This window comes from Bradyrhizobium sp. B025, assembly GCF_042257955.1.
In the GTDB taxonomy this organism is placed as follows: Bacteria; Pseudomonadota; Alphaproteobacteria; order Rhizobiales; family Xanthobacteraceae; genus Bradyrhizobium; species Bradyrhizobium diazoefficiens.
Map to the genome: position 1 here is coordinate 4,646,759 of NZ_CP170150.1, position 25,924 is coordinate 4,672,682.

Genomic DNA, 25,924 nt, shown 5'->3' on the forward strand with positions numbered 1-25,924 from the left:
AAGAGAGTTCACACCGGGAGGAACTTGCCATGCCGATCACAACAACAAGGCGCCGTCTGCTCGCTGGGTCTGCTGCCGCGCTCGCGCTGCCGGCATTTGCCCGCGCGCAAGGCGCGGTCAAGCCGCGTTTGACCGCGATCTCGCAATGGTCCGCAGGCAGCGACGGCGCGGCGATCACCGCGCTCGGCAAGAAATTCGAGGAGAAAGGCGGGGTCTGGCAGCACTCGCCCGTCCCTGGGTTCACCACCGAGATGATGAACAAGCTGCGCGCTCAGATCATTGCCGGCGATCCGCCGGCATGTTCGCAGCTCAAGGGCCCCGAGATCGCGGCCTGGTCGAAGATCGCCCCGACCGTCGATCTCGACGCTGTCGTCGCTGCTGCAGGTTACGAGAAGGTCGTCGCGCCAGACCTCGCGAAATTGCACAAGCCGGGCGGCAAGTGGATCGCGCTGCCGTTGCAGATCTACAGCACCAACATGCTGTTCCTCTCCAGGCGCGCGATGGACAAGGCCAAGGCCGACAAGATCCCGGTCACCTGGGCCGACTTCAATGATCTCGCCGAAAAGATGAAATCAGGCGGCGTCGCATATCCCGTCGCCAATGGCGGCACCCGCCCCGACGATGGGCAGAAATTCGAGGCCGCTCTGGCGGGCATCAGTCCCATCGCATACCGCGCGGCCATCATGAATCTCGAGAAGAAGACCCTGGAGGGTCCGGAGATCAAGGCCGCGTTCGCACAGGTGCGCAAGATCGCCGACTGGATGGACCCCAACGTCGGCGCCCAACACTTTTCGACCAACCTGAAGCGCTTCATCGATGGCGACATGGGCATGATGATCATGGGCGGCTGGGCGCAGGGCGTATTGCGCAATGCCGGTTTCAAGTTCGAGGACTTCATCATCGCGCCAGGCCCCAGCGACAATGCCAAGCCGGTCTTCCTGTTGAACGCCGATGCCTTCATATTCTGGCAGCGCAAGGAGCCCGACCTGCAAGCCGGCCAGACGCTGATGGCCCAGCTCGTCATGGATCCCGCGATCCAGACGATGTATTCGCAGATCACGGGATCGATCCCCGTGCGCACCGATGTCGATCTGTCCGGCGAAGGCTGGTCGGACGGTCAGCGGCGGACCGCAGCTGCTCTGAAAGATGCCATCGCCAGCAATCAGGCGGTCCTCAGCCTCGCGCACAATATGGCGCAGGAAAACGGGATGACCGCGGCGATGATCGATGTGATCACGGAGTACGTGAAGAACAAGACGATCAAGCCGGAGCAGGCGGCCACTCGCCTCGCCGAGGCCGTCGAGGGCGCACGTTGACCAACGTCGTCTCGACAGGACTGGGCCGGCCGGCGGCCTCTGACGTGGTGCGCCGGCTGCCCGAAGTTCTGACGATCTGGGTGCCGCTGCTGTTGTCGGCTGCGCACCTCATTGCGTTTTCGCTGTGGACGATCTGGATATCGTTCACGCCATCCACTCTGGTCCCGGTCTCGGGCTGGGTGGGTTTGCGCAACTATTCCGCGGTTGCGGCATCGCGAAACTGGCAGATCGCCCTCGACAATCTGCTGCTCTTTGGCAGCGCCTTCGTGTTGCTGAGTCTGGCGACCGGCCTCATGCTTGCGATCCTGCTCGATCAGCGCATTCGCGGCGAGAACCTGCTGCGATCCATCTTCCTGTACCCCCTGGCGGTGTCGTTCGTGGTCACGGGCACGGTCTGGAGCTGGCTGCTCAACCCCGGCCTTGGAATCCAGAAGCTGGTCCACGACCTCGGCTGGACTTCCTTCCGGTTCGACTGGCTGATCGACCGCGACATGGCCATCTGGACCATTGTCATCGCTGCGATCTGGCAATCCTCGGGCTTTGCCATGGCGCTCTTCCTCGCCGGCCTCCGCTCCGTCGATGCCGACCTGATCAAGGCCGCGCAGATCGACGGCGCCGGACCGATCCGGATGTACCGCCGCGTCATCCTGCCGACGCTGTGGCCGATCACCATCACCGTCATCGTCATCCAGCTGCAGTTCGCGATTTCGACCTTCGACCTCGTCCGCGCGCTCACCAATGGCGGGCCTGGAATCGCGACGCAGCTTCCAGCGCTTGTCGTCTATGACCTAATGTTCCAGCGCAGCCTGCTCGGACGAGGAGCGGCGGCGGCAGTGCTCATGCTGCTCATTCTTCTCGCGGTGCTGCTGCCCTATGCAGCGTGGCGATATGTCCAGCGGCGGCGGGCGAACCATGCGTGACCGAACCTTCGCACCAAGCCGGATTTTGATCTATCTCGTCGTTTTCTTGATCGCGGTAGCATGGCTCGCGCCACTGGCTGTTGTCGTGCTGAATTCGCTCCGCAGCAACGAGGAGATCGCGCAGAGGTCGATGATCGGCTGGCCGCAACATCTGGCCTGGAGCAATTACGCCACCGCCTGGAGCGGTTTCTGCGTCGCCGAGACGTGCGCCGGCATCCGGCCATACGTGCTGAACTCCGCGCTCGTGACCATTCCCGCGACGATCTTCTCCACCCTGCTTGGTGCGATCGCCGGTTACGCGGTTTCGCTCTGGCGCTTTCGCGGCGATAGCTGGATTTACGGTATCGTCACGCTCGGCATCTTCCTTCCGCAGCAGATGCGTTTGCTGCCCTGGACCATCGTGCTGCGCGATACGGGCCTGATGAACACGCTGACGGGCCTGGTCGTGATCCACACGATCCAGGGGCTTTCCTTCACCACCTTGTTCTGCCGCAACTACTACACTGCCATCCCGCAGGAGTTGATCAGAGCTGCGCGTATCGATGGCGCCGGGTTCTTTCGCATTTTCTGGCGCATCATCCTGCCGCTCTCGCCGCCTATCCTGGTCGTCACCGTGATCTGGCAGTTCACGCATATCTGGAACGAGTTTCTCTACGGCGTGACATTCACGACCGGTCAGCAGCAGCCGGTCACCGCCGCGCTGATCGCGCTATCCGCGGCGGTCGCCGATATCCCGCAGCATGGCGTGCAAAGCGCCGCGGTGATGATCGCCGCTCTGCCGACCCTGCTAATCTATCTGATCGGCGGCAAGTACTTCGTACGCGGCCTGACCGCTGGAGCCGTGAAATGATGGAGCCGTCATGGCAGCGCTGAGCATCCGTACCTTGTCAAAGCGCTACGCCAATCTGGAGGTGCTGAAGGGCATCGATCTCGATATCGAGAGCGGCGAGTTCACCGTGCTGGTGGGGCCGTCCGGCTGCGGCAAGTCCACGCTGCTCAACATCGTGGCCGGTCTCGATCGCCCGAGCGCGGGGACGATCGAGATCGGCGGACGCGTCGTCAACGACGTCCCGCCCAAAGACCGCGACATCGCCATGGTGTTCCAGTCCTACGCGCTCTATCCGTCCATGACGGTGCGCCAGAACATCACCTTCGGCATGGAATGCCGGCATGTGCCGAAGGCCGAGCAGGAGAAGGCACTGGCGAATGTGGCTCGCCTGCTCCAGATCGAACCACTGCTCGGCCGCAAGCCGTCGCAGCTCTCCGGCGGCCAGCGTCAGCGCGTGGCGATGGGCCGGGCGCTGGTGCGCGATCCCCTGCTGTTCCTGTTCGACGAGCCGCTCTCCAATCTCGACGCAAAACTGCGCGTGGAGATGCGGATGGAGATCAAGCGCCTGCACCAGCGCATCGGCGCCACCATCGTCTATGTCACCCACGACCAGATCGAGGCGATGACGATGGCGACCCGGATCGCGGTGATGCATCAGGGCAGCGTGCAGCAGTTTGCCGACCCCGATACCGTGTATCGTTATCCCGCCAATCTGTTCGTCGCCCGCTTCATGGGCTCGCCGCCCATGAACACGATGCCCGCACGGCTCGATGCCGACGCCGACGGGCCGGTGGTCGTGATCGGCGCGGGACGGCCGGACGAGGTCCGTCTCCGCCTCCAGGGTTACGATGCCGCGGCGTCCTATGTCGGCCGCGAGGTGGTGCTCGGGATCAGGCCGGAATGCATCGCCGAGGGGGACCGCGTGTTCTCCGGTAGTACCGGCACACCCGTCGTCGTCACCGCGCCGGTCGAGATGGTCGAGCCCACCGGAGCCGAGACCATCGTTCTGCTGCGGCTAGGCGGCGAGCCCGCGCAGGCGCGCATCTCGCCCGACATCCGCCCCACCCCGGGCGCCGTGGCGGCGTTCGCACTCGACACCCGCCGCATCTGCCTGTTCGACCCCGAGACGGAGCGACTGATCGCATGACCCAGACGAGCTATGCCGGCCTCGCGGACCGCGTGGTGCTGATCACCGGTGGCGCCAGCGGCATCGGTGCCGCCTTCGTGCGCGCCTTCGCGGCCCAGGGCGCCCGCGTCGCGTTCCTCGATATCGACGAAGCGGCCGGCGGATCGCTGATCGAGGAAGTGGCGGCCGCGTCCGGCGCGGCACCACTGTTCGTGCGCTGCGACCTCCTGGACATCGACGCCTTGCGCGCCGCGATCGCGCAGGTCCACGGATCGCTCGGCGATGCCGCGGTCCTCGTCAACAACGCCGCCAACGACCAGCGCCAGGTGCTGGCCGAGGTGACGCCATCCGAGTTCGACTGGATGATCGGCGTCAACCTCAAGCACGTCTTCTTCGCCGCACAAGCCGTGGTGCCGCAGATGCAGGCGCGCGGCGGCGGCTCGATCATCAACATGTCGTCGATCGCCTGGATGCGCGGCGGGCCGGCGCTGCCGGTCTACGCCGCGGCAAAGGCGGCGATCGTCGGCTTCACCAACTCACTGGCGCGGCTGGTCGGTCCCGACCGCATCCGCGTCAACGCCATTGCGCCCGGCATGGTGATCACCGAACGCCAGCGCCGGCTGTGGTATCCCGACGAGCAGACCATCGCCGAGATTCGTGCGCGTCAGGCCATTCCCGATGCAGTGACACCCGACGACATCGCCAACATGGCGCTGTACCTCGCCTCCGATGAGAGCCAGCGCATCACGCGCCAGTGTTTTCAGGTCGACGGCGGCCTCGGCTAGCCGGTCCGCTGACCAGGACCAACTCCCCGAAGGTCGCCGCGGGCCGGTAGTTGCCTGGCGGCTTGGGCGGCAGCGGAAGATCGGTCATTGCGGGGGTCCCTTCCTGGTCGCGACGAAGGCGAGGATCTCGCGGCCGAGTTCGTCTTCGCCGGAATTGAAGTGCGCGACGATCGAGCTATGGTTGTGCCCATGCATCTGCACCACGCGGGGAGCGCGCCCGCAGGTCGTCGTCAATCGCGCCGCGAACTCCAATCCGTATGAATCAAGATGGCGGTTTTCGTGCTCGGCGACCGCCACGAACACGGGCCAGCGGCAGCGCTCGACGTGATTGACGGGGGAGCAGCGTTCGAGCACGGCCGGGTCCGAGCCGCAATAGGCCGCGACATTCGCGGCGTTGGGATTGCTCGGCAGGCATTCCAGGCGCAACCGCGCGCTGACGAGAACGGCCGCGGCGATGCCGGCACGGGGGGCGTCCCATGCCAGCGGATCGAGCAGATAGGACGCGACATGGCAGCCGCCGGCCGAATGGCCCATCAAGACCAGGTCGCCGGGATCGCCGCCATGAGCAGTGATGTTCTTAGCCACCCAGTCGACCGCGAGGCCGACGTCCTGAGCGCCAGCGGGAAACGGCGCCGCGGGAGCCAGACGATATTCCACATTGACCGCGACGAAGCCCTGGCTGGCGAACCAATAAGCGACGTTGTCGTAGAAGACGCCGTCGGCGCTCTTGCTGCCGCGCGTAAAGGCGCCTCCATGAACGAAGATCAGGACCCGACGCTTCCGGGCGCCTTGTGGGACGAACACGTCGAGCCGCTGCCGCGGATCGGCGCCATAGCCGATCTCCCGGAGCACCTCTATTCCCGCCGTGTCGGCGCGCCGGACCAACGGCGCATAGATTTCCAGGACCTCGGCGCGATGCTTAACGATATTGTCGTTCCAGCACCGGTTCAGCCCCGCCAGACGCGAACGATCCTCGGGAGACAGGTGGAGCATGGCGGTGTGGGGCGCTGCGGTCGAAGCCGTCGGCATGCCCGGCTCAGATTGCTTGATCACTTCTTGATATCGGCGGCAACGAGCACGCGATGATCGCGCAGCAGGTCCTGCAAGGCCTGCAAGGCGGCCACGCCGCATTGGGTATCCTGCTCGCCATTTCCGCCGCTGAGCCCCACGCCGCCCACGACCTCGTCGTCGACGACGATCGGAAAGCCGCCGACGAACACGGCGAATCGGCCTTCGAAGCTCCACTGGATTCCGAACGCTTCGTTGCCGGGCAGCGCCGGACCGTTCGGCACCTGATTGAAGAGATGCGTCGCGCGCTTGTGTCCGGCGGCGGTGAACGCCTTGTTCCAGGCGATCTGCGGGCCGGTGACGCGTGCGCCGTCCATGCGTTCGAGAACAATGGGATAGCCGCCATCGTCGACCACGCAGACCGTCTCCGGTACGCCGAGTTCGGCGGCCTTCCGGAGCGCGGCCGCGGCCATATGCCTGGCCTCCGGCAATTCGAGCTTGAGCGATGTCTTCATCTCACACCTTATCCATCTGACTGCCATCCGCCGCTCGCGCGGCGCCCGGCAAGATTGTCCATCAGCATCCGCGATAGACGGTTTTGATCTGGGTATAGAATTCCAACCCCGTGCGACCGGATTCACGGAACGTGGATGTGCTCGATCGCTTCAGGCCTCCGAATGGCGCATTGACGAGATTGCCGGTCGTGGTGCGGTTGATCTTGACCGTTCCCGACTGAATGTCGTTGGCAAAGTCGTGCATGACGCGCGGGTTGCGCGTCACGATCGCGGCCGACAATCCATATTCGGTGTCGTTGGCCTTGGTGATGGCGTCCGCATAGGACTCGACATCGATGACCGCGATCACGGGACCGAAGATTTCCTCGCGCGCGATCGTCATCTGCTGGGTGACGTCGGCAAATATCGCCGGCGAGACGTAGTAGCCGCGATCATGGCCGGCGCCGGTGAGCCGCTCGCCGCCGTGAACGTGCGTCGCCTCCTGCTTTCCTATTGCGATGTAGCGCAGCACCGTATCGAGCTGCCTCGCGGTGGCCAGCGGCCCCATATCCATCCCTTCCGTCAGGCCGCTGCCGATCTTCAGGGCCTTCACCCTGGCGACCAGCCGCGCGAGGAACTCGGCCCGCACCGCCTTCATGACCAGGACGCGGCTTGTACCCGTGCAGGCCTGTCCGGCGAGCGACAGGCCGCCCTTGATGGTCAGGTCGACCGCCTTGTCGAGATCGGCGTCGTCCATCACGATCAGCGGGTTCTTGCCGCCCAATTCCATCTGAGTGCGGGTGGTGAAGCCGACCGAGCGGCAGATGTGCTCGCCGGCCGCGGTCGATCCGGTAAAGGAAATTGCACGGATGACCGGCGGTTCGGTAATGGCGGGACCGACCTCGCCGGCGTTGCCGGTGATGAAGTTCAGCACGCCTTTCGGCAGGCCCGCCGCGACAAGCGCCTCGGCGAGCCGGTAGCCGCTCAGCGGCGCATCGGACGACGGCTTGAAGACGACGGTGTTTCCGGTGATGAGCGCGGGCGCGATCTTGCGGGCCGGGATCGAGATCGGGAAATTCCAGGGCGTGATGACCGATACCACGCCGAGCGGTTCGCGCAGCGTGTAGACGGTCATGTCGGAATCGTCGTTCGGAAACACCTCGCCGGTCAAAGACTGCCCCTCGACAGCGTAGAACCGCAATGTCTGCGCCGAGCGCAGGATCTCGTCCTTGGCAAGATTGAGCGCCTTGCCCATTTCCCGCGTCATCTCCCGCGCGCTTCGATCGACATGCGCCTCGAGATAATCGGCGGCCCGGTTCAGGACGGCGGCGCGCTTCGAGATCGGTGTCCTCTTCCAGCCTTCGAACGCCGCGGCCGCCGCAGCGACGGCCCGCGTCGCGTCCTCCGCCGTGGATGCCTGGAATCGTCCAACGATGTCCGACGTATCCGCGGGATTGAGGTTGTCGAAGGGTTCGCCTCCGCCGCGGGGCCACTCGCCATCGATCAAGTTCCGGAATTCGTCGATCCGCGCCGCATCACCGGACATCGGCGCAGCCTTCATCGCAACGTCGCTCATGTTCGAACCTTCTCTAGTGCCAGATCAAGACGGCGCAGATCGTGGAGGTCGCCAGTCCCACCAGCACCGGAACCATGACGGTCTGCACGATCTGGAAGACCGGGACGCGGGCGAACCCGGCCACCGCGATCAGGGACGACCACGCGACCAGCGTGCCGCCTCCCGTCCACACCGCGCCCATCTGGCCGATCGCGGCGAGCGTAGCGGGATCAAGCCCGACGGTGGGCGCCAGCGCGCCCGACAGCGAGCCGGTGAGCGGCAGGCCGGCGAAACCCGAACCATCGATACCGGTGATCATGCCGGCGATCAGTACGCCGAACGCGACGAATATCTGATTGCCCGGAATCGATCCCTGCACCGCCTGGATCAGCTCAAACAGCAGGCTCGGCGCCTGCGTCACGGGAACGTCGAGAATCGGCGCGGACAGGCTCGGCTCGGCGCCGAGGAAGAAGAAGCCGGCGATCGGCAACACCGACCCCATCGCCCTGAAGGCGAAGACGAAGCCCTCCGTGACATGGTCGGCGCTGGCGTCGAGGAACTTCCGCAACTGGTCGGTGACAAAGGACGCGCAGATCATCAGCGCGGCAGCGACGCCGCCGACCAGGGCCGCGGCAGCGCCGCCCTTGAGATCATGGCCGATGCCGAGCTTCGAGAGCACCATTACGACGATGACGGCGAGGAACGCGACCGGCGTGGCGATGGCGAAGAACTTCGACCATTTTTCGCGCCGACTCGGAATCGCGGCAAGCTCGGTGTCGATCTGCTCCTGGGTCGCGAACGACTGCCCGTCGCCGGCGGTCCCGCGCGCGATCTCGGCCTTGTCGAACGTGCCCTCCTCCTCGATGCGCGCCAGCTCGCCGTTCATCGACTGCGCTTGCCAGCGCTCGAGCAATTTGTCGTCCGGTTTGGTGATGAACTTGCGGATCGCGAGATAGCCCAGCACCAGCGCGATGATTCCGGTGATCAGCGACAACACGAGCGCGCGGTCGGCGACCGTGGCGGCGCTGACCGCGATACCGGCGGCCTTGGCGCTGATGCCCGGAGCGACTCCGATGACGTAGTCTGACGACAGCGCCATGCCCTGCCCCGCGATCGCGATCGCCAGCGCGCCGCCGAGCGGCGGCAGCCCGGCTGCGATCGCCGCCGGCAATAACACCGCAGACACGAGCGGCACCGCCGGCGTCGGCCAGAAGAACAGGGAAATGACGTAGGTGATGGCGGCCAGGACGAAATAGGCGGTATGGCCGTCCTTCATCACCGCACGAAATGGCTCGACCATGCGGATGTCGGAGCGCAGCACCTTGAGCGCGTTCAACAGCGCCGTCATCAGCGCGATCACAAGGAAGATGTTGAAGAGCTCCTTCGCCGCGGTGAAGCTCGCATTGAAGATACTGCCGAGCGCCGCGATCGGGCTATGCGTCCAGGCCAGCGTGACGAGGACGGTGGCGATGACCGACGGCACGACCACATTGGCCCGCCAGATCATTGTCAGAACGATGAGGGCGACGCCGAACAGGTAAACCCAGTGTGCGGCGACGATCGGAACGTGCGGCTGCATGGTCATATGGTGCTCCCCGAACCGTCGCAATATTGTATACTGTATTCTACTAATGCAACAAATAACTGCGAATGCCTTGCAGAGGCATCCAAGGTTACGTTCGAGGAATCCTGTAACTATTTTATATCATTGATACTTATCAACTTATCCACATACGAATTATCTTGCCGGCTCGTCCGAACCGTTGACACGCAACAAAAATTGTATACTGTATACTTAAAATGGCAGTTCGCGGACGAAATGCCCTATGGCCCGTGATTGAACGGCCCAATCTCTGCGGTGACAGGAGCGCGACGATGCAGAAGCTTATGAACCACGTCGAATTTCGCACGGCCCTTGAAAACGCCATCAAGGGCAAGAGCGCCAACAAGGCCCCCTTCAGCATCGCCTGGGCGAGTGGAAAGCTGAGCCGGGCGCATCTCGCGTCATGGGCGGAGAACCACTACCACTATGTCGGCCCATTCGCCGACTATCTCGGCTACATCTATGCGCGGATGCCGGAGCAATATCAGGAAGCCAAGGACTTCCTTCTGGCCAACATGTACGAGGAGGAGATCGGCGGCGATCGCCACACCGACCTTCTGATCCGTTTCGCCGAGGCCTGCGGCACGACCGCGGCGCGGGTCAAGGATCCCGACAACATGACCGCCACCACGCGCGGGCTGCAAAGCTGGTGTTATTCGGTCGCGATGCGCGAGGATCCGATCGTGGCTGTGGCAGGTCTCGTGGTCGGCCTGGAATCGCAGGTGCCGTCGATCTATCGGAAGCAAACGCCGACCCTGCGCGAGAAGTACAAGTTCACCGATGAAGAGGTCGAGTTCTTCGATCTCCACATCGTGTCGGATGAGATTCACGGCGAACGCGGCTACCAGATCGTGCTCGAGCACGCCAACACCGTCGAGCTGCAGCAGCGCTGCCTGAAGATCTGCGAGATCGGCGCGCAGATGCGGCTACTCTACACCACCGCGCTCTATCACGACTATGTAGCCCAGGACATTCCGCTGTCCGAACTCGACATGGCTGAGACCAGAGTTCCCGCCGAAGAGCGCGCGCTGCTGCAGGCCTAAGCGGAGCGAAACGGGATGCCCCACGTCGTTTTTCACAGGGCCGGCCAGACCTTTCACGGCGAGGTCAACGAAAACACCAATCTCGTCGTGCGGGCGGGCATCCGCCAGTTTCCATACCCGAACTTTCAGTACGGCTGCGGCATGGGTAAATGCGGGAAGTGCGCATCCCTGATCATCAAGGGGAGCGAGCATCTGCCAGAGCCGAACTGGAAGGAAAAGAAGCGCTTGGGAGCCAGAATTGAACTTGGCTATCGCCTCGCCTGCCAGGTCTGGCTGACCCACGACATCGAGCTGTCGCAGGAGGCAACGCCGCTCGCGGACGTCGTCGCGCCGGGCAACGCCGACTGATGCGCCGGCCGGTCCTTGGGGGCGGATACGCGCGCAGTCCTCGATGACCTGACGGACTGATTGTGCGGAGAACACGGGAGTTGCGAACGATGTATGTGATACTGACCAGCAAGGCCGGACAGTTCCGGACCGAGATCGTCGACGGGCTCAAGCCGCTCGCATCCTACGACTACCTGTTTTACGGCACGAAGAAGGCGACCTTCGTGATCGCGGAACTGCTCAGGGATACGAAGATCAAGGTCATCGACGAAGCCTGGTCGCCCCCCATCGTGAACGAGGTACCCTCCAAGTTCCTCGAGAAGTTTGAAACGCCTGAGCGTGCCTTCAGCGAGCTTCAGCACCTCACGACGTTCGGCCACATGGATACGGAGCTGCGCAAGTCGTGATCTCCGAAAAGCGCATGCGCCAGTCGCGAAGGCTGTCATGATCGAAGTCACGTTCCTGACCAACGATAGCAAGACCGTAACGGCTCCGGAGAACAGCAACCTGCTGCGGATATCCCTGCGAGAGCAAGGCGGCATCCCGTTCAAGTGCGGCGGCGGGATTTGCGGAACATGCAAATGCCGCATCGAGAAGGGCCTTGAGAACACCGACGCAATCAAGCCGAAGGAACGAAAGCACCTGAGCGAGGAGCAGTTCGCCGACGGCTACAGAATGGCGTGCCAGACGTTCCTCCTTGGCAATGTCAGCGTGTCCTGGACGCCCAGGCCGGCCTCACCGGCACCCCGGCTAGCCGAAGGCCGTGCCGGGGACTGAGCACCGGCTGGGACACTTCCGGCGCAATCGCTCTGTTGACGGTCATGGCGACGCCTTGCCGACGTGCACCGGCCGGTCTAAGTCTACCCCGTCGCCCTTGCCCGGAATTCCGTTCGGCCGATGGCGGCTTGGATCTCGCCGCGCGATTCAGATATTCAGTCGGCGGCTGAGCAGGTCATCTCATGGCGGGCAGGTTGGAAAACCCAAAACGGCGTCTTGGTGACGATTACCTTTCCCTTCACGACAGGGTCATCGAGGAACTGCGCCAGGCCATCTTGAGCCGGCGGCTGAAACCCGGCGAACGGCTAGTCGAGGGACGTCTCGCCGAAGAGCTCGGCGTCTCGCGCAATCCGGTGCGCGAAGCCATCCGCGTGCTGACATCGGAAGGCTTGGTTGAAGTGACCGCGCGGCGCGGCGCGTCAGTCCTTGCAATGACGGACGAGGAGGCGCGCGAAACCATCGAAGTCCGCGCGCTGCTCGAGGGCCAGAATGCGCGGCTTGCGGCACGCCGACGCGACCAGGACATTCTGGCGCGGATCGCGGCCGTGCTGAACAAGGGTTCGGAGGCGGTTGCGACCAAGCGCTACGACCTGTTGTCCGATCTCAACCAACAGTTTCACCACGAGCTAGCCGCGGCCGGCCGCAATCGCGTTCTGTCCGATCTGCTCAAACGACTGCGCGAGCGGACTGCGATGCTGTTCGCACCGACCGATCCGGAGCGTCAGGCGCGTACCTGGGATGAGCATGCCGGCATTCTGCGCGCCATCATTGCAGGCGACGAACGGGCGGCCGCCACGCTTGCCGCCGAGCACGTGATGCGGGCCGGCGCCGATTTTCTATCGACGCTTCAGGTTCCCCACGAGAGTCCGTCGCTGGAGGCCCCGTCCGTGCAGCCGAGCAAGGCGTCCGGTAAATCGCGGGCCAGTCACGCGACGACTGCCGGACAGCCCAAGAAATAGACCAGCAGGACCTGCTCCAGTTAGCCCGTTCCCTTACGCATGGTCGCCAGCACGATGTCGGCGGCGAGCACGCTCGGCGCTTTGTTGCCTGTGGACATGATGGTGTCGAGACAGGCGAAGGCTTCGACCTGCCGGCGGCGCATATCGCTGTCCGTGAGCACCTCTGACAGCGCCGATGCGAGCTTCTCCGGCGTGCAGTCTTCCTGCAAAAACTCCGGAATGACATCCTCACCGATCACGAGATTGGCGAGGATCACCGAGGAGACGCGGATCGCGCGGCGCAGGATGAAGGCCTCGATGGCGCCGACGCGATAGGCCGTCACCATCGGAATGCCCGATAGCGCCAGTTCCAGCGTCACCGTGCCGGATTTCGCCAGCGCGGCGTGCGCGATCCGGAAGGCGGCGCGCTTCTCGGCCTCGCCGATCACGATCTGCGGCTTGACCGGCCAGCTGGCGATGCCTTCGCGGACGGTGGCTTCGAGATGCGGCATGGTCGGCAGCATCAGTTCGAACGCGCGCCCCTCCGCCTGCAACCGGCCGAGCGCCGCGCCAAACACCTCGATATGATGCCGGATCTCGCTGCGCCGGCTGCCGGGCAGCACCAGCAGCACCGGCGGCTCACTGTTGCGGCGCTTCTGCTCCTCCGCATTCGGCCGCAGCGACCCCAATTGCTCGATCAAGGGATGGCCGACATAGCTGCATGGCGGCCCGCCGAGCTTGCGGTATTCCTCCGGCTCGAACGGCAACAGGCCGAGGACGTGATCGACATAGCCGAGCATGGTCCGCGCCCGTCCCGGCCGCCAGGCCCAGAGCTGCGGCGAGACGTAGTCGACGATCGGGATCGCAGGATTGCGCGCCCGCACGCGGCGCGCGACGCGATGGGTGAAATCGGGGCTGTCGATGATGACGAGCGCGTCGGGCACGGCCTCCAGCACGGCGTCCGCGGTCTCGCGGATCAAGCGCAGGATCTTCGGCAATTGCTGCACCACCGCGGCGAAACCGACGATCGACAGCTCCTCGATCGGGAACAGCGTCTCGAGCCCCTCGCGCGCCATGGTGCGGCCGCCGACGCCTTCGAACTGCACGCCGTCGCCGAGGCGCTGGCGCAGCACCTTCATCAAGGCGCTGCCGAGCCGGTCGCCGGATTCCTCCGTGGCGATCAGGAAGATCTTTCGCTTGGGATCGCGACCCTGCATCACGCCGGCAGGCCGATGATGAAGAGGTACTTTGCGTCGGCGAGCGCGATCATCGCCTGCGGCTCGGCGGCAATGGTGTTGCCGGCGATCACGGCGATGCCGGCAAGGCCGGCTCTCGCGACGCCCTCGATGGTGCGCGGGCCAATCGTCGGCAGGTCGAAACGCAGGTCCTGGCTGCTCTTCGGCGCCTTCACCAGCACCCCGCGGCCCGTCGCCGCGCGAATGCGGCCCTCCTCGCGCAGCCGCGCGACGCGCGCGAGCAGCGCGTCGGTGCCCTCGATATCCTCGACCGCCACCACATGACCGTCGATCACCACGACAGCCTGGCCGATGTCGAACGGCCCGAGCGCGGTCAGGACCGCGCGGCCGCGCTCGATGTCGGCCTTGCTGGTGTCGCTCGGCCAGGCGCGGCTGATGCAGCCCTCGGGCATCAAGAGGTCGGGCGCGACGTCCTTGATCCCGACCATGCGAAAGCCGCCTTGTTCGAGAATGCGCCCGACGCCCGACAGCAGATGATCGTCGCCGCCGCGAAAGGCACGGATGACATTGCCGAGCAACCGCAATGTCGTGAAGTCGAACCGGATCTCCGAAAGCGAAGGCCGCACCAAGGTGCCGATGAAGATGAGGTCACGGCAGCCCTCCTCGCGGAACAGCCGCATCGCGCGCCCGAGCTGGCCGACCGAGATCCAGCGGTGGCGGAACTTTTCCACCTGCACCGGATCGCAGGCGCCGCGCAGCGGAAACAGCACCGGCGTGATGCCGCGCGTGGCGAGCGAGTCGGCAACCGCAAACGGCATGGCGCCGCCGCCGGCGACCACGCCGACGGGCGATGAAATCCCTGCCGCCGCCGATGTCATGTCCGCGGCCATCGCAGGTTCACTTCTCGATGGCGGGAAGACAGAGCGGACGCTTGCCCTTGCCGATGAAGCCGAGGATCTCGGCGATCGCCGGATCTTCGCCGGCCAGCGGCCTGGACGCTTCGAGCCGCTCGGCGAAGGTGCCTGGGCCGTGGAAGAGCTTCTGGTAGAACGCGCGCACGGTCGCAAGCCGCTGCTTGGTGAACTTGCGCCGCTTCATGCCGATCAGGTTGAGGCTCTCCAGCACCGCATATTGACCGTTGACCAGCCCATAAGGGATGACGTCGTCGCGTACGCCGCAGACCCCGCCGACCATGACATACGGGCCGATGCGCGTGAACTGATGCACGGCAGACAGGCCGCCGATATAGACGGCATCGCCGATCTCGCAATGGCCGCCGAGCGTCGCCGACGTCGCGAAGATCACGCTGTCGCCGACCATGCAGTCATGGCCGACATGGCTGTTGTTCATGAAGTAGCCGCCGCTGCCGACGCGCGTCAGCCCGCCGCCCTTGATGGTGCCGACGTTCATCGTCGCGCCTTCGCGGATGGTGCAGCCCGAGCCGATCGCGAGCCGGGTCGGCTCGCCCTTGTAGCTGAGATCCTGGGGCGCGCCGCCGAGCACCGCGAACGGCGAGATCACGCAGTTGTCGCCGACCGAGGTGTGGCCGATGACGGTGACCTGTCCGATCAGCTTGCAGTTCGCGCCGATCACGGCATTCGGGCCGATGATGCAATAGGGGCCGATCTCGGTACCCTCGCCGATCACGGCGCCGTCCTCGACCCGTGCGGTGGGATCAATCTTGCTCATCAAGCAATCTAACTCGTCAAGAAGGTCTGGTTATGTGTTGAAGTCGTTCGGTTTTCCGCTGGTTAGCCCGACTATGCCCGATCTGTCCAGTGACGTATGATCTCGACGTGTTTCACGTGCCGGATGAGGCGGCCTTCCCGGCAACACGTTCATGCGGAGCTTCAGCTATCGTGGTCAGGGCCCTGGCAATGCTGCTCGCACAGCTCGCGGCCGCACCGGTCGTCTCCGAGACGGTCGAGACCGGCGGACACCGGCCCGTCGACCTCGCGACATTCGAATGCCGCGACATCACCCGCAGCACGGTGCTTCAGCGCGTCTGCTACGACCGCGCGCAGCAGGACCTGATCGTCGCGATCAACGGCGCGTATGACCGCTACTGCGGCGTTGATCCCGAAACGGTCGACAGCCTCCTGGGCGCGCCGTCCATGGGCCAGTTCTTCAACCGGAAGATCAGACGCGAGGCAGCGGGCAGCCGCTACGATTGCGGCGTATGAGCCCGTCCGCGGGGTCGTAAGCCGCTCAGTCGGTCAGCATGGCGCCGACGTCGGCCTCGGCGACGACCTGGCCGTTGACCTTGGCATCGCCGTGAAACCACCACATGGTCTTGCGGCGGCCGAGCGAGCGCATGTGATACTCGATGGTATCGCCAGGGAGCACGGGCTTGCGGAACTTGCACTTGTCGATGGTGAGGAAATAGACCGCGCGCGGTTTCTCGGTGCCCTCGACCGACTTGATGCCGATCACGCCCGCCGTCTGCGCCATCGCCTCGATCATCATGACGCCGGGATAGACCGGGCGCTCGGGGAAATGCCCCTGGAAGGCCGGCTCGTTGAAGGTGACGTTCTTGATGCCGATGCCGCTGTAATCGGCGCGGATGTTGATCACGCGGTCGATCAGCAGCATCGGAAAGCGGTGCGGCAGCGTCTGGAGGATCGCGTTGATGTCCACCAGCTCGAACTTAATAGGAGATCCCTCCGTCATTCCCGTCCCTCGTCCTTCGGATCGGCCCTGCTGTCGCGTACCAGGCGCTCCACTGCGATAATTTCCTTGAACCACTGCTTGGTCGGCTTGGCGAAAAAACCACCCCAGCGTCCGTTCGGCGGGATGTCGTCCTTGACGCCGCTCATCGCAGTGACCTGGGCTCCGTCGCCGATCTTGAGGTGATTGTTGATGCCCACCTTTGCTCCCAGCGCCACATTGTCGCCGATGGTCAAACTGCCGGCCAGCCCGATCTGGGCCGCCAGCAGGCAATTCCGGCCGATCGTCACATTGTGGCCGATCTGGACCTGGTTGTCGATTTTGGTGCCCTCGCCGATCACGGTGTCGCGCAGGGACCCACGATCGATGGTGGTGCCAGCGCCGACCTCCACATTGTTCTGGATCAGCACGCGCCCGGTCTGCGGCACCTTCAGGTGCCCCTCGGGGCCGAAGAAGATGAAGCCGTAACCGTCCTGGCCGATCGAGCAGCCCGGATGGATCAGCACATCGTTGCCGATCAGCGCGCACTGGATGGCGGTGCGGGCGCCGACATTGCAGTCCCGGCCGATCTTGACGCCGGGGCCGATCACGGCGCCGACGCCGACCACCGTGCCGCTGCCGATCTCGACATCCGCACCGATGACCGCCAGGGGGTCGACGATCACGCCGTCCTCGAGCCGGGCCGTGGGATCGATGATGGCCGACGGCGCGATGCCGTCATTGCCGACCCAGGATTGCGGCCTCAGCGCGTCGCCATGCCATTCCCGCGCGATCCTGACGAAGGCGCGAAATGGCTGCGCCGCCCGCAGCACGGCGACGTGTGCGGGCACCTGGGCCTCGAAGCGCGGGCTGACCAGGCAGGCACCCGCTCTGGTCGCCTTGAGCTGATCGGCATATTTGAGGTTGTCGAAGAACGCCAGATGCATCGGGCCGGCTTCGTCGAGCGAGGCCAGGCCCGTGATGACGTGATCGCCCCTGGTGGGGTCGACCAGCAGCGCCTTTGTCAGCGTGGCAATATCGGCCAGCGCCGTCGCAGGCGGCTTTGTGAAGAAGGTCGGCTGCGCCATTCCACCCCGTCGCGGTCCGGCTTCGACATGAAGCGGCCAAACCGCATCATGCCTTTTCTCCCGGATTGAGCACGATCTTATTGGAGACCGGCCCCAAGGAAAACCCAAGGGAAACCCAAGGGGGCCGGATCATGCCCTGCTGATCGAATTAGAACGAGGTGCCGCCGCCGAACCGGAACTCCTGCGTGCGGTCATACTTGCCCTTGCTGAGCGGCACGGCATAGTCGAAGCGCAGCGGTCCGAACGGCGACTGCCAGATCAGGCCGACACCGACCGACGAGCGGATCACCTTGCTGTCGTCGTACACGAGGCCGGTACAGGTGCCCGCCGTCGCCGGATTGATGGTGGACGGGATGCAGTTTGAGTTCCTTGTGGTGGTCGTCTCACCGGTCGCCGACCAAGTCGTCGGTCCCTGATAGTCGTACAGACCGCCGGCGTCAGCATAGACCGCGCCCTTCAGACCGACTTCCTTCGGCAGGAACCAGAACGGCATCTGCAATTCCATCGAAGCGCCCCAGTACTTGGTGCCGCCGAGCGCATCCTGCGTGCCAAAGGGGTTCAGGTCGCGAGGGCCGATGCCGTTCGGAGCAAAGCCGCGGACGAGGTTCGGGCCCATCTGGAAGTGGTCGAGCATCCGCAGATCGCTGCCCATCTTGGTCAGGATGCCGCTCTGAAGGCGCGCGACGGCGACGATGTCAGACACCAGCGGGGTGTAGTACTTCGCGTCGATAACGCTCTTCAGGTAGGTGACGTCGCCGCCGACGCCGGCGAAGTCCTGCCGGAAGTCGACGAGCAGACCGTCGGTGGGGTTCTTGTTGTTGTCCAGCGTGTTGTAGCTCAGCGAGTAGCCGAGCGCCGAGGTCAGGGTCTTGCCGTTGGCAAGCTCCTTGCGCACCGGCAGCGAGGCTTCGCCGTCGCTGTAGCAGCCAAGGCCGTTGGTCGAGGCGAGGCTAAGCCCAGTGGCGTTGGCAAACGCCGGGCTCGGATTGAAAGCAGGATTGGGCGAACCATCGGGCAGCGTCTGCACGTTATTGCAGTTCGCCAAGTAGTACGGCAGCGTGATTTCCTGCCGATAGATCGAGTAGCGCAGCTGCAGCGCCAGATCTTCACGCAAGGAGAAGCCGAGGCGCGGCGAGAAGCCGAGCGTCTTGGTGCCGTAGGAGATGTAGCTGTTGGACTTCTGCTCACGCTGATAGAGGTCGAGGCCCAGCGCGACGCGGTAGTCGAGCAGATACGGCTCGACGAACGACAGCGAATAGCCGCGTGCGTACTGGCCATAGGTCACCGACGCCTTGGCGAACAGGCCGCGACCGAGCAGGTTGCGTTCGGAGACCGAAACTTCGGCAAGCGCGCCGTCGGTCGTGGAGTAACCGCCGGAGATCGAGAAGTCGCCGGTCGATTTTTCTTCCATGTCGACGATCAGGATGACGCGGTCGCTGGACGAGCCGGGCTCCGTCGTGATCTTCACGCTCTTGAAATAGTCGAGGTTCTTCAGGCGCCGCTCGGCACGATCGACCAGTGCGCGGTTGTAGGCATCGCCCTCGGAGATGTCGAACTCGCGGCGGATGACGTAGTCGCGCGTGCGGGTGTTGCCGCGCAGGTTGATGCGCTCGATATAGGTGCGCGGGCCCTCGTCGATGTTGAACACGACGGAGACGGTGTGCGCCTCGAAGTTGCGGTCGCCGCCGGGACGGACCACGGCGAAGGCATAGCCACGGCGCGAGGCCTCGATCTGCATCTCCTCGACCGACTTCTCGACCGATTCGACGTTGTAGAGCGAGCCGACATTGACGCGCGAATAGGCGCGCATCGAGTTCGGATCGAAGTTCGGGATGCTGGAACGGAAGTCGAGCGCGCCGACGCGGTATTGGGCGCCTTCCTCGATCTTGAAGGTGACGTTGAAGCCCTTCTTCTCCGGATCGTATTCGGTGAGCGCGGCCACGACCTGGACGTCGGCGAAGCCGTTCTTGAGGTAGAAGCGGCGGATCAGGTCGCGGTCGGCCTCGACGCGGTCGGGATCGTAGATGTCGCCGCTGGCAAGGAAGCTCAGCAGGTTCGATTCGCGCGTCTTGATGACGTCCCGCAGGCGGTAGGACGAGAACGCGACATTGCCGACGAACTCGATCGACTTGACGCCGGTCTTGGCGCCCTCCTCGATCGTGAAGATGAGATCGACGCGGTTGTTCGGCTGCTCGATGACCTCGGGCGTGACGCGGACGTCGTAGCGGCCGGAGCGGCGATAGATTTCGGCGATTCGCAGCGTGTCGGACTGCACCATGGCGCGGGAGAAGGTGCCGCGCGCCTTGGACTGGACTTCAGTGCCGAGCTGCTCGTCCTTGATCTTCTTGTTGCCCTCGAAGGCGATGCGACCGATCACCGGGTTTTCCACCACGGAGACGACGATCTGGCCACCGGCGCCGCGGTTGATCTTCACGTCCTGGAACAGGCCGGTCTCGATCAGCGCCTTGAGGCCGTCGTCGATGGCGCCCTGATCCAGGCGACCGCCCGGACCCGGCTTGAAATAGGAGCGGATCGTCTCCACCTCGACCCGGCGATTTCCTTCGACGGAAATCGACTGGACGGTCTGCGCAAGCGCAGACGAAGACACAAGAGCAGCCCCAATCGGGGCAACCACCGGCGCGCCGAACATGATCAGGGTGGCAAGCAAGCCCCCCCGGAGTCGCAGTCCAAACTTCATTGCGCAACGCGCCCTTATCATTCCGTGCCAGACCCAACCCCAACGCCGGTCCGGAGATTCCCCAAGTTCAGGCCGCTTGTAGCCAATTTCACCGACGCCGCAAACGGCCGAGCGCGCCGCAATTTCAATTTCATTCCAAGACGTTGCCTAACAGCAACGCCACAAAAAAGCCCCTATCAGGAAGCTGCCATCCGCAGGATGTCGTTGTAGGTCGCAAACACCATCAACATCAGCACCAAACCCAGCCCGATTCGGAACCCCATTTCCTGAGTCCGCTCGGACAGGGGCCGGCCGCGAACCACCTCCGCCGCATAGAACATAAGGTGACCGCCATCCAGCAGCGGGATCGGGAACAGGTTCAGCAGGCCGATCGACACCGACAGCACCGCGCAGAGGTTGATCACGAACTGGAACCCGGCGCTGGCCGCCTGCCCCGACATCTTCGCGATTCCAAGGACGCCGCTGACCTCGTTGGGATTGCCGTTTCCGACAAACAGCGAGCCCAGGAACTTGAAGGTACTGGTGATGATGAACCAGACCTGCTCGAACCCGATCTTGAGCGCCTCGCCGACCCCGACCGGTGCGGTCGAGGCCTCACCAGCCTGTGACTTGTGCTCGACGCCCAGCACGCCGAGGCGGTGGCTGTTGCCGAACGGATCCTTGCGCTCGAGCAGCGCCGGCGTCGCGCTCAGCGACACGATGGCGCCGTCGCGCTTCACCTGGAAGGCAAGCGCCGAACCGGCATTCATCGCCACGATCCGCTGCATGTCGGCAAAGCTCTCGATCGGCTTGCCGTCGATCTGGACGACGATGTCCCCGATCTTGAAGCCGGCCGCAGCCGCCGCGCCATCGGCGACGACGCCGTCGACGCGCGCGATCGTGCTCGGCTTGCCGTAATACAGGGCCATGCCGGCGAAGATCAGCGCGCCCAGAATGAAATTGGCGATCGGTCCGGCCGCGACGATGGCGGCGCGCGGGCCGACCTTCTTATGGTGGAAGCTGCCGGCGCGCTCCTCGGCCGTCATGGCCGCGAGCGTCTCGGCCGACGGCGTCGAAGCCTCGCTCTCGTCGCCGAAGAACTTGACGTAACCGCCGAGCGGGATCGCCGAGATCTTCCAGCGGGTGCCATGGCGGTCGTTGAAACCGACCAGCTCAGGCCCGAAGCCGAGCGAGAAGGTTAACACCCGAACGCCCGCCCAGCGCGCGACCAGAAAATGGCCGAGTTCATGGAAGAACACGACGATGGTCAGGACGAACAGGAAGGGAACTGCGTAGCCGAGGAGCCCATGGCTCAACGTATTGAAACTATGGACAAAAAAGTCGATCATCGAATTCCCTCATCCAGCGCCGCAAGGCCCTGGCCCCGAACCATCTAGGATGCCTTTAAGGCAATTTGAGGCAATAGGGCGGCAGCTCTATTTCGAGCAACATGGTCAACAGAGATTGCATCGTCGGCGGACGTCAGAGGCGTCTGGTTCCCGCCGCGGATCCAGTCCTCCAACGTCGCCTCCACCAGCCGGGCAATCGCGCCGAACCGGATCTTGCCGGCGATGAAGGCGGCGACCGCGACCTCGTTGGCGGCATTGTACACTGTGGTCGCCCCCTTCCCGGTCCGGAGCGAATCGTAAGCCAGCCGTAGTCCGGGGAACCGCTCGAAATCGGGCGCCTCGAAGGTCAGCTGGCCGATCTTGGCCAGATCGAGCTTGGCCGCCGGTCCCTTGATGCGGTCGGGCCAGCCAAGGCAGTGGGCGATCGGGGTGCGCATGTCGGGAGAGCCGAGCTGGGCCACGACCGAACGGTCGGAGAACTCGACCATGCCGTGGATGATCGACTGCGGATGAACGAGAACGTCGATCTCGTCGGGCGAGAGCGCGAACAGATAGGAGGCCTCGATCACCTCGAGCCCCTTGTTCATCATCGAGGCGGAATCGATCGTGATCTTCTGGCCCATGCTCCAGTTCGGATGCTTCAGCGCCTGGGCGAGCGTCGCCTGCTCGATGTCGGCAGGATTCCAGGTCCGGAACGGACCGCCGGATGCCGTGATGATGACACGGACCAGCTCGTCGCGATTACCGGAGCCGAGCGCCTGGAACAGCGCATTATGCTCGGAATCGGCTGGCAGGATGCAGGCGCCGGCCTTCGCCGCGCGCTGCATGAAGAAATCGCCGGCGCAGACGAGGCATTCCTTGTTGGCGAGCGCGACATGCGCGCCGCGATCGACCGCGGCGAGCGCCGGCTTCAGTCCGGCGGCGCCGCTCACGGCAGCCATCACCCAATCGGCCGGACGCGCGCCGGCTTCGATCACCGCGCTTTCGCCGGCGCCGCATTCGGTGCTCGTGCCCGCAAGCGCAGCCTTGAGCTCGGCGAACTTGGAGGTGTCGGCGATCGCCACGAAGCGCGCCGAAAACTCCTTCGCGAGCTTTGCCAGCGCTTCGACATTGCCGTTCGCCGTCAGCGCCTCGACACGGTAGCGTTCGGGAGAGGCGCGCAGCAGATCCATCGTGCTGTCGCCGATCGAGCCGGTGGCACCGAGAACCGTGACGCTGCGGACGGCAGACGCCGCAGCCTTATTGTTACGCAATGGGACCGCGCTCATATCCTCACCAAACCACAAGACCGCTTCCGGCGCTATGCACACCATGGCGGAGAAAGCCGATAATCCATGCCGCCAGGATGGCGGCGACAAAACCGTCCAGACGGTCCAGTAGACCGCCATGGCCGGGAATTAAGTGACTGGAATCCTTGACACCGAAGCGCCGCTTCACCGCGGATTCGAAGAGATCGCCGAGCTGCGAGACCACCGACAGGACGGCGCTGACGAGCAGCAGTGGAACCGCCTTCCCGAGCCCGCAAGCCGCAAAGCCGGCGGCGACCGCAAGGCTCGCGGCAAAGCCGCCGAGCGCGCCGGCCCAGGTCTTCTTCGGGCTCACGCGCGGCCACAGCTTCGGTCCGCCAATGCCGCGGCCGGCGAAATAGCCGCCAATGTCGGTCACCCACACCACGAGCAGCACGAACATCAGCGCGGCAAAGCCGTTCACGAGATCCTGCCGTACCAGGATCGAGGCCAGCAGCGCCGCCGATGCATAGGCGAATCCGGCGGCCGCCCAGACGAACTTGCCTCGCGCGATCAGCGTCACGATGGCCCCGCCAACGAGGCCGGTGACGATTGCGGTCTTGAGCGCGCCGAAGGCAACGCAGAAGCCCATGATGGCGAGGACGATCGTTCCGCACGCGGTCAGCGCAACGGACCCCGCGCCCACCACCATCAGCCATTCCGCGAACAGCCCGATCGACACCAGCGTGACGAGGAGCGCCCACAGCCAGCCGCCGGCATAAGCGAGCGCAATGGCAAGCGGCGCCAGCACCAGCGCTGCGAGGACCCGCATCACGAGATTGCTTGGGGCAGGCTTCGAGCCAGCCGGTACGGTCTCGGGTTCGCTCACGAGGCGGTTTTCGCGACCAGGCCGCCGAAACGGCGCTCGCGCCTGGCGAATTCGGCGATCGCGCCTTCCAGCGCCGCCTTGTCGAAATCGGGCCAGTGGATCGGCACGAACACGAGCTCGCTATAGGCCGCCTGCCACATCAGGAAGTTGGACAGGCGCTGCTCGCCGCTGGTGCGGATGATGAGATCGGGATCGGGAATGTCGGGCGCATCGAGATGCGCCCCAAGCGTCTCGGCGTCGATCGTGGCAGGATCGCGCCTGCCCTCCGCGACCTCGCGCGCGAGCTTCTGTGCCGCCTTCGCGATCTCCTGCCGCGAGCCGTAGTTGAAGGCGACGACGAGCGTGAGACGCGAATTGTCGCGCGTCAGTTCCTCGGCCTCGTTGAGCAGCGCGCAGATGTCGCTCTCGAGCCCGTCGCGCTCGCCGATGATGCGGACCTTGACGCCGTCGCGATGCAGGCTCGCGAGATCGTTGCGGATGAACCGCCTGAGCAGGCCGAACAGATCGCCGATCTCGCTCGCCGGACGCGACCAGTTCTCCGACGAGAACGAGAAGATGGTGAGATAGCGGATGCCGAGCTCGTGCGAGGCGCGCACCACGCGGCGCAAGGCCTCCACGCCGCGGCGATGACCTTCGGCCCGCGGCAAACCGCGCGCGGCGGCCCAACGCCCGTTGCCATCCATGATGATGGCGACATGCGCAGGCGCGTCGGACCGGTCGGGTCCTTCCGTTGCGGGCGCGGCGGCGTTGGACATGACGGCAGCCTCAGACGGTGAGGATTTCTTTTTCCTTGGCGGCCAGCAGCTGGTCGATCTCGGCGATCGTGCCGTCGGTCACCTTCTGGACCTCGTCGGCATGACGCTTCTGATCGTCCTCCGACATCTCGTGATTCTTCTCGAGCTTCTTCAGAACGTCGAGGCCGTCGCGGCGGACGTGACGCGCGGCGACCTTGGCGGCCTCCGCGTATTTGTGCGCGACCTTGACGAGTTCCTTGCGCCGCTCCTCGTTGAGCTCGGGGATGCGCAGGCGCAGCACCTGGCCCTCGGTCGCGGGCGACAGGCCGAGATTGGAATCGACGATCGCCTTCTCCACCGCCTTGACCATCGACTTGTCCCAGACCTGCACCGAGATCAGGCGCGGCTCGGGCACGCTGACGGTGGCGAGCTGGTTCAGCGGCATGTGGCTGCCATAGGCCTCGACCTGCACCGGATCGAGCATCGAGGCGGAGGCGCGGCCGGTGCGCAAGCCGCCAAGCTCGTGCTTGAGGGACTGGACGGCGCCTTGCATGCGGCGCTTTACTTCGTTGAGGTCGAAATTTCCCGTGGGCATCACGTTTCTCCTTCAAAATCCCGGCGACCTCACCGCGCCCCTCCCTTCAGGGCGCGCCAGATGAGCCGTCAGCCGGCGACGATGGTACCGTGGCCGATGCCACGCAGAATCGCACCGATCGACCCCGGCTCCGCGATCGAGAACACGATGATAGGCAGCGACGTCTCGCGGGCAAGCGCGAAGGCGGTCGCGTCCATCACCTTGTAGCCGCCCTCGATCGCCTGCGAATGCGTCAGCCGGTCGAACCGCGTGGCGGTCGGATCCTTCTTCGGGTCGGCCGAGTAGACCCCGTCGACATTGGTCGCCTTCAGGACCGCCTGTGCGCCGATCTCGGCGGCGCGCAGCACCGCGGTCGTATCGGTGGTGAAGAACGGATTGCCGGTTCCGCCGCCGAGCAGCACGATCCGGCCCTCGGCGAGGTATTTGTGCGCCGCAGTCCGGGTGAACAGCTCGGAAATCTCGGGCATGACGAAGGCCGACAGCGTGCGCGCCGGCGTGCCCTTGCGCTCGATCGCCGCTTCCAGCGCGAGACAGTTCATCATGGTGGCGAGCATGCCCATGGTGTCGCCGGTCGGGCGCGAGACGCCGCGCGAGGACACCTCGACGCCGCGCACGATATTGCCGCCGCCGATCACGACCGCAACCTCGGTGCCGAGATGGCGGGCGGCGATCAGATCGTCCGCAACCCGATCGACGGTCGGCTGATCGATGCCAAAACCCTGCTGTCCCGCGAGATATTCGCCGGACAGCTTGATCACGACGCGACGATAGACCGGATCAGTCATGAGCACTTTTCCTTGTCC

At 64.7% G+C, this 25,924-nt stretch carries 27 protein-coding genes; 11 read left to right on the forward strand and 16 right to left on the reverse strand.

Going from position 1 to position 25,924, the window contains the following annotated elements; genetic code table 11:
• The first annotated feature begins 29 nt into the window (after positions 1 to 29).
• From ACE10W_RS21495 to ACE10W_RS21515, 5 genes are read left to right on the forward strand one after another with little or no spacing between them, the layout of a single operon-like run.
• Positions 30 to 1,316 carry an ABC transporter substrate-binding protein gene (locus ACE10W_RS21495; protein ID WP_028171769.1) on the forward strand — a complete coding sequence of 429 codons (1,287 nt, stop codon included), beginning with the start codon at positions 30 to 32 and terminating at the stop codon, positions 1,314 to 1,316.
• Positions 1,313 to 2,236 carry a carbohydrate ABC transporter permease gene (locus tag ACE10W_RS21500; protein WP_038967845.1) on the forward strand — a complete coding sequence of 308 codons (924 nt, stop codon included), beginning with the start codon at positions 1,313 to 1,315 and terminating at the stop codon, positions 2,234 to 2,236. The genes ACE10W_RS21495 and ACE10W_RS21500 overlap by 4 nt, the downstream gene beginning before the upstream one ends.
• Positions 2,229 to 3,086 (forward strand): carbohydrate ABC transporter permease, encoded by an 858-nt coding sequence (locus tag ACE10W_RS21505; protein WP_375761910.1) that lies wholly within the window; start codon positions 2,229 to 2,231, stop codon positions 3,084 to 3,086. The genes ACE10W_RS21500 and ACE10W_RS21505 overlap by 8 nt, the downstream gene beginning before the upstream one ends.
• 10 nt (positions 3,087 to 3,096) lie before the next feature.
• On the forward strand, positions 3,097 to 4,212 hold the full coding sequence (locus ACE10W_RS21510) for an ABC transporter ATP-binding protein (protein WP_375761911.1): 1,116 nt from the start codon (positions 3,097 to 3,099) through the stop codon (positions 4,210 to 4,212).
• Positions 4,209 to 4,976 (forward strand): SDR family NAD(P)-dependent oxidoreductase, encoded by a 768-nt coding sequence (locus ACE10W_RS21515; RefSeq protein ID WP_375761912.1) that lies wholly within the window; start codon positions 4,209 to 4,211, stop codon positions 4,974 to 4,976. Before ACE10W_RS21510 ends, ACE10W_RS21515 begins: the two co-directional genes overlap by 4 nt.
• Positions 4,977 to 5,060: 84 nt before the next feature.
• Here ACE10W_RS21515 and ACE10W_RS21520 read toward each other — a convergent pair whose 3' ends face one another.
• The 4 genes from ACE10W_RS21520 to ACE10W_RS21535 all read right to left on the reverse strand — a co-directional run bounded on the left by ACE10W_RS21520 (position 5,061) and on the right by ACE10W_RS21535 (position 9,618).
• On the reverse strand, positions 5,061 to 6,005 hold the full coding sequence (locus ACE10W_RS21520; protein WP_028171764.1) for an alpha/beta hydrolase: 945 nt from the start codon (positions 6,003 to 6,005) through the stop codon (positions 5,061 to 5,063).
• A gap of 20 nt (positions 6,006 to 6,025) precedes the next feature.
• Entirely contained in the window at positions 6,026 to 6,457 is a 432-nt protein-coding gene (locus ACE10W_RS21525) for a heme-binding protein (RefSeq protein ID WP_231166490.1), read from the reverse strand.
• Between the two features lie 103 nt (positions 6,458 to 6,560).
• On the reverse strand, positions 6,561 to 8,054 hold the full coding sequence (locus ACE10W_RS21530; RefSeq protein ID WP_197982512.1) for an aldehyde dehydrogenase family protein: 1,494 nt from the start codon (positions 8,052 to 8,054) through the stop codon (positions 6,561 to 6,563).
• 13 nt (positions 8,055 to 8,067) lie between these two features.
• Positions 8,068 to 9,618 carry a hypothetical protein gene (locus tag ACE10W_RS21535; RefSeq protein WP_375761913.1) on the reverse strand — a complete coding sequence of 517 codons (1,551 nt, stop codon included), beginning with the start codon at positions 9,616 to 9,618 and terminating at the stop codon, positions 8,068 to 8,070.
• A 290-nt stretch (positions 9,619 to 9,908) separates the two neighbouring features.
• Between ACE10W_RS21535 and ACE10W_RS21540 the strand changes: the two genes are divergently transcribed.
• The 5 genes from ACE10W_RS21540 (at position 9,909) to ACE10W_RS21560 (ending at position 12,742) form a co-directional block, all read left to right on the forward strand.
• Complete coding sequence (locus ACE10W_RS21540) at positions 9,909 to 10,679, forward strand: TenA family transcriptional regulator (protein WP_049832404.1); 771 nt, start codon at positions 9,909 to 9,911, stop codon at positions 10,677 to 10,679.
• Positions 10,680 to 10,694: 15 nt separating this feature from the next.
• On the forward strand, positions 10,695 to 11,027 hold the full coding sequence (locus ACE10W_RS21545; protein ID WP_039184585.1) for a 2Fe-2S iron-sulfur cluster-binding protein: 333 nt from the start codon (positions 10,695 to 10,697) through the stop codon (positions 11,025 to 11,027).
• 89 nt (positions 11,028 to 11,116) lie between these two features.
• Positions 11,117 to 11,413: a hypothetical protein gene (locus ACE10W_RS21550; RefSeq protein ID WP_028171760.1), complete on the forward strand. Its 297-nt coding sequence runs from the start codon at positions 11,117 to 11,119 to the stop codon at positions 11,411 to 11,413.
• Positions 11,414 to 11,450: 37 nt separating this feature from the next.
• The gene (locus ACE10W_RS21555) at positions 11,451 to 11,783 is read left to right on the forward strand and encodes a 2Fe-2S iron-sulfur cluster-binding protein (RefSeq protein WP_028171759.1); all 333 of its coding nucleotides are present in this window, start codon (positions 11,451 to 11,453) and stop codon (positions 11,781 to 11,783) included.
• 182 nt (positions 11,784 to 11,965) lie between these two features.
• Positions 11,966 to 12,742 (forward strand): GntR family transcriptional regulator, encoded by a 777-nt coding sequence (locus ACE10W_RS21560; protein ID WP_063623008.1) that lies wholly within the window; start codon positions 11,966 to 11,968, stop codon positions 12,740 to 12,742.
• Positions 12,743 to 12,762: 20 nt separating this feature from the next.
• Here the strand turns inward: ACE10W_RS21560 and lpxB are convergent, their stop codons facing one another.
• Genes lpxB through lpxA form a run of 3 tightly spaced genes read right to left on the reverse strand, consistent with a single transcriptional unit; the run spans position 12,763 to position 15,606 of the window.
• The gene (gene lpxB, locus ACE10W_RS21565; protein ID WP_375761914.1) at positions 12,763 to 13,941 is read right to left on the reverse strand and encodes a lipid-A-disaccharide synthase; all 1,179 of its coding nucleotides are present in this window, start codon (positions 13,939 to 13,941) and stop codon (positions 12,763 to 12,765) included.
• Positions 13,938 to 14,795, reverse strand: coding sequence for an LpxI family protein (locus ACE10W_RS21570; protein WP_162603808.1), 858 nt, complete (start codon positions 14,793 to 14,795; stop codon positions 13,938 to 13,940). Before ACE10W_RS21570 ends, lpxB begins: the two co-directional genes overlap by 4 nt.
• Before the next feature lie 19 nt (positions 14,796 to 14,814).
• Entirely contained in the window at positions 14,815 to 15,606 is a 792-nt protein-coding gene (gene lpxA / locus ACE10W_RS21575) for an acyl-ACP--UDP-N-acetylglucosamine O-acyltransferase (protein ID WP_375761915.1), read from the reverse strand.
• A gap of 170 nt (positions 15,607 to 15,776) precedes the next feature.
• Here lpxA and ACE10W_RS21580 point away from each other — a divergent pair, with 170 nt between their 5' ends.
• Positions 15,777 to 16,100 (forward strand): KTSC domain-containing protein, encoded by a 324-nt coding sequence (locus ACE10W_RS21580; protein WP_271554175.1) that lies wholly within the window; start codon positions 15,777 to 15,779, stop codon positions 16,098 to 16,100.
• A 25-nt stretch (positions 16,101 to 16,125) separates the two neighbouring features.
• Here ACE10W_RS21580 and fabZ read toward each other — a convergent pair whose 3' ends face one another.
• The 9 genes from fabZ to pyrH form a co-directional block, all read right to left on the reverse strand.
• Complete coding sequence (fabZ, locus tag ACE10W_RS21585; protein WP_011087619.1) at positions 16,126 to 16,587, reverse strand: 3-hydroxyacyl-ACP dehydratase FabZ; 462 nt, start codon at positions 16,585 to 16,587, stop codon at positions 16,126 to 16,128.
• Positions 16,584 to 17,651, reverse strand: a complete 1,068-nt coding sequence (gene lpxD / locus ACE10W_RS21590; protein WP_011087620.1) for a UDP-3-O-(3-hydroxymyristoyl)glucosamine N-acyltransferase — start codon at positions 17,649 to 17,651, stop codon at positions 16,584 to 16,586. The genes fabZ and lpxD overlap by 4 nt, the downstream gene beginning before the upstream one ends.
• A gap of 148 nt (positions 17,652 to 17,799) precedes the next feature.
• A complete protein-coding gene (gene bamA / locus ACE10W_RS21595) occupies positions 17,800 to 20,349 on the reverse strand; it encodes an outer membrane protein assembly factor BamA (RefSeq protein ID WP_161534796.1) in 2,550 nt (849 codons plus the stop codon).
• Positions 20,350 to 20,525: 176 nt separating this feature from the next.
• A complete protein-coding gene (gene rseP, locus ACE10W_RS21600) occupies positions 20,526 to 21,677 on the reverse strand; it encodes an RIP metalloprotease RseP (protein WP_375761916.1) in 1,152 nt (383 codons plus the stop codon).
• Between the two features lie 44 nt (positions 21,678 to 21,721).
• Positions 21,722 to 22,945 carry a 1-deoxy-D-xylulose-5-phosphate reductoisomerase gene (gene dxr, locus ACE10W_RS21605; RefSeq protein ID WP_375761917.1) on the reverse strand — a complete coding sequence of 408 codons (1,224 nt, stop codon included), beginning with the start codon at positions 22,943 to 22,945 and terminating at the stop codon, positions 21,722 to 21,724.
• A 4-nt stretch (positions 22,946 to 22,949) separates the two neighbouring features.
• Positions 22,950 to 23,792 carry a phosphatidate cytidylyltransferase gene (locus ACE10W_RS21610; protein ID WP_011087624.1) on the reverse strand — a complete coding sequence of 281 codons (843 nt, stop codon included), beginning with the start codon at positions 23,790 to 23,792 and terminating at the stop codon, positions 22,950 to 22,952.
• Positions 23,789 to 24,547: an isoprenyl transferase gene (locus ACE10W_RS21615; protein WP_011087625.1), complete on the reverse strand. Its 759-nt coding sequence runs from the start codon at positions 24,545 to 24,547 to the stop codon at positions 23,789 to 23,791. The genes ACE10W_RS21610 and ACE10W_RS21615 overlap by 4 nt, the downstream gene beginning before the upstream one ends.
• A gap of 10 nt (positions 24,548 to 24,557) precedes the next feature.
• Positions 24,558 to 25,121, reverse strand: a complete 564-nt coding sequence (gene frr / locus ACE10W_RS21620; protein WP_028171750.1) for a ribosome recycling factor — start codon at positions 25,119 to 25,121, stop codon at positions 24,558 to 24,560.
• Positions 25,122 to 25,189: 68 nt separating this feature from the next.
• On the reverse strand, positions 25,190 to 25,906 hold the full coding sequence (gene pyrH / locus ACE10W_RS21625) for a UMP kinase (RefSeq protein ID WP_027545778.1): 717 nt from the start codon (positions 25,904 to 25,906) through the stop codon (positions 25,190 to 25,192).
• Between the last annotated feature and the right edge of the window lie 18 nt (positions 25,907 to 25,924).

Coding starts and splice junctions, on each gene's coding strand:
- ACE10W_RS21495 (WP_028171769.1), top strand. CDS start 30: ATGCCGATCACAACAACAAGGCGCCGTCTGCTCGCTGGGTCTGCTGCC.
- lpxA (WP_375761915.1), bottom strand. CDS start 15,606: ATGAGCAAGATTGATCCCACCGCACGGGTCGAGGACGGCGCCGTGATC.
- ACE10W_RS21525 (WP_231166490.1), bottom strand. CDS start 6,457: ATGGCCGCGGCCGCGCTCCGGAAGGCCGCCGAACTCGGCGTACCGGAG.
- rseP (WP_375761916.1), bottom strand. CDS start 21,677: ATGATCGACTTTTTTGTCCATAGTTTCAATACGTTGAGCCATGGGCTC.
- ACE10W_RS21570 (WP_162603808.1), bottom strand. CDS start 14,795: ATGACATCGGCGGCGGCAGGGATTTCATCGCCCGTCGGCGTGGTCGCC.
- ACE10W_RS21515 (WP_375761912.1), top strand. CDS start 4,209: ATGACCCAGACGAGCTATGCCGGCCTCGCGGACCGCGTGGTGCTGATC.
- fabZ (WP_011087619.1), bottom strand. CDS start 16,587: ATGACGGAGGGATCTCCTATTAAGTTCGAGCTGGTGGACATCAACGCG.
- ACE10W_RS21545 (WP_039184585.1), top strand. CDS start 10,695: ATGCCCCACGTCGTTTTTCACAGGGCCGGCCAGACCTTTCACGGCGAG.
- bamA (WP_161534796.1), bottom strand. CDS start 20,349: ATGAAGTTTGGACTGCGACTCCGGGGGGGCTTGCTTGCCACCCTGATC.
- ACE10W_RS21505 (WP_375761910.1), top strand. CDS start 2,229: ATGCGTGACCGAACCTTCGCACCAAGCCGGATTTTGATCTATCTCGTC.
- ACE10W_RS21520 (WP_028171764.1), bottom strand. CDS start 6,005: ATGCCGACGGCTTCGACCGCAGCGCCCCACACCGCCATGCTCCACCTG.
- dxr (WP_375761917.1), bottom strand. CDS start 22,945: ATGAGCGCGGTCCCATTGCGTAACAATAAGGCTGCGGCGTCTGCCGTC.
- ACE10W_RS21535 (WP_375761913.1), bottom strand. CDS start 9,618: ATGACCATGCAGCCGCACGTTCCGATCGTCGCCGCACACTGGGTTTAC.
- ACE10W_RS21550 (WP_028171760.1), top strand. CDS start 11,117: ATGTATGTGATACTGACCAGCAAGGCCGGACAGTTCCGGACCGAGATC.
- ACE10W_RS21560 (WP_063623008.1), top strand. CDS start 11,966: ATGGCGGGCAGGTTGGAAAACCCAAAACGGCGTCTTGGTGACGATTAC.
- ACE10W_RS21510 (WP_375761911.1), top strand. CDS start 3,097: ATGGCAGCGCTGAGCATCCGTACCTTGTCAAAGCGCTACGCCAATCTG.
- frr (WP_028171750.1), bottom strand. CDS start 25,121: ATGCCCACGGGAAATTTCGACCTCAACGAAGTAAAGCGCCGCATGCAA.
- ACE10W_RS21615 (WP_011087625.1), bottom strand. CDS start 24,547: ATGTCCAACGCCGCCGCGCCCGCAACGGAAGGACCCGACCGGTCCGAC.
- pyrH (WP_027545778.1), bottom strand. CDS start 25,906: ATGACTGATCCGGTCTATCGTCGCGTCGTGATCAAGCTGTCCGGCGAA.
- ACE10W_RS21555 (WP_028171759.1), top strand. CDS start 11,451: ATGATCGAAGTCACGTTCCTGACCAACGATAGCAAGACCGTAACGGCT.
- ACE10W_RS21540 (WP_049832404.1), top strand. CDS start 9,909: ATGCAGAAGCTTATGAACCACGTCGAATTTCGCACGGCCCTTGAAAAC.
- ACE10W_RS21530 (WP_197982512.1), bottom strand. CDS start 8,054: ATGAGCGACGTTGCGATGAAGGCTGCGCCGATGTCCGGTGATGCGGCG.
- lpxD (WP_011087620.1), bottom strand. CDS start 17,651: ATGGCGCAGCCGACCTTCTTCACAAAGCCGCCTGCGACGGCGCTGGCC.